This is a genomic window from Pseudonocardia pini (genome assembly GCF_013870575.1).
Taxonomy (GTDB): domain Bacteria; phylum Actinomycetota; class Actinomycetes; order Mycobacteriales; family Pseudonocardiaceae; genus Pseudonocardia; species Pseudonocardia pini.
In genome coordinates, this window is sequence record NZ_JACBXB010001096.1 from 1 (window position 1) to 1,361 (window position 1,361).

Here is a 1,361-nt window from a genome sequence, read left to right on the forward strand (position 1 = left end):
CCCCGCGCCCGCCTCGCCGAGACGGCGGGCTGACGCCGCCCGCCTCGGCGAGGCGGGCTGACGCCGCTCGGCGAACGCCCGAACGGCACCCCCGGTGCCCGGGAGGTGCCGCTCGGTCGACCGGGTCAACGGCGGAACAGGGCCACGATCTCGGCGCGGCGGACCCAGGCGACGACGGCCATCAGCACGCCGATGATCACCGGGGTGTACCAGAAGGCGTGCACCACGGTGAGCTGCACGACGGTCGCGCCGATCATCAGGGCCACGAAGCAGGCCGCGGCCAGCCCGGCGACGACCGGCACGAGCAGCCCGATCCCGCCCGCCACCTCGCAGATCCCCACGAGGTATCGCAGCCACTGGCCTGCGCCGAGCTGGTCGAAGATCTGCACCGCGGAGGCCTCGCCGAAGAGCTTCGGCAGGCCGGAGCCGACGGCGAGGAACAGGCCGAGCACGACCTGCAGCGCGTACAGCGCGATGCGGGCCGGGGAGCGGGTGGCGGAGACGGTCGTGGCGGTCATGGCGGGGTCCTTCCAGGGGGCGTGGGAGCCGGTCGGAAGAGGAGACCGGGGCCGCCGCCGGAACTCATCGCTCCGCGAGGATCACCTCCGGATCGGCATCGCGCTCCCACACCGTCGCGTCGGCGGGACGGAAGCCGAACCGCTGGTAGAGGCCCTCGGCGTCCTTCGTGTGCAGCACCCAGCGCATGCCCGGTCCGGCGTCCAGGAGGTGCTCCACCAGCGCGACGCCGAGGCCGCGGCCGCGCACCGACTCGTGGACCCAGACGTCGGCGAGGTAGGCGAGGGCCACGCCGTCGGACACCGCCCGGGCGGAGCCGAGCGTCTCCGATCCCCGGTACAGCCCGACGACCCGCCACGCCGAGTCCAGCTGGCGCTCCAGGTGCTCGCGCTGCCGCCAGCGGCCCCAGTATGCCTGGGTGGACAGCCAGGCCCAGGCGGCGTCGCGGTCCAGCCGGGTGGGGTCGTCGTCGGTCTCGAACTCGCCGATCACGCGCTTCACGCCTCGCACCCTCGCACGCCCGGCCCCCCAGGTCCTGCCCTTTCCCCGCACCGTGATCAACAGGCCCTGAAGCAGGACTGTGAGCGCGGAATCCTGCGTCAGGGCCTGTTGATCACCGATCGCGCAGCGCGGAATCCTGCGCAGGGGCCTGTTGATCACGACCTCGGGTGATCATCAGACCCTGGCGCAGGATTCCGGGCCTCGAAACCTGCGTGAGGGCCTGTTGATCACCGATCGGCTTCGCCTGCGGCGCGTGGGGTGATCACCGGGTGGAACGCAACGGGCGGCTGGGGAGTGGGGGCGCTGGGGCGCGCAAGTCCACCATCGGCAGGCTGGTGCTGCGT

The 1,361-nt window shown here is 73.0% G+C and carries 2 protein-coding genes; both read right to left on the reverse strand.

Features of this window, described 5'->3' with window-relative positions; all coding sequences use genetic code 11:
- Nucleotides 1-125: 125 nt before the first annotated feature.
- Nucleotides 126-518, reverse strand: coding sequence for a DoxX family protein (locus H5J29_RS32830; RefSeq protein ID WP_181784782.1), 393 nt, complete (start codon nt 516-518; stop codon nt 126-128).
- A 64-nt stretch (nt 519-582) separates the two neighbouring features.
- A complete protein-coding gene (locus H5J29_RS32835) occupies nt 583-1,017 on the reverse strand; it encodes a GNAT family N-acetyltransferase (RefSeq protein WP_181784783.1) in 435 nt (144 codons plus the stop codon).
- Nucleotides 1,018-1,361: the final 344 nt, after the last annotated feature.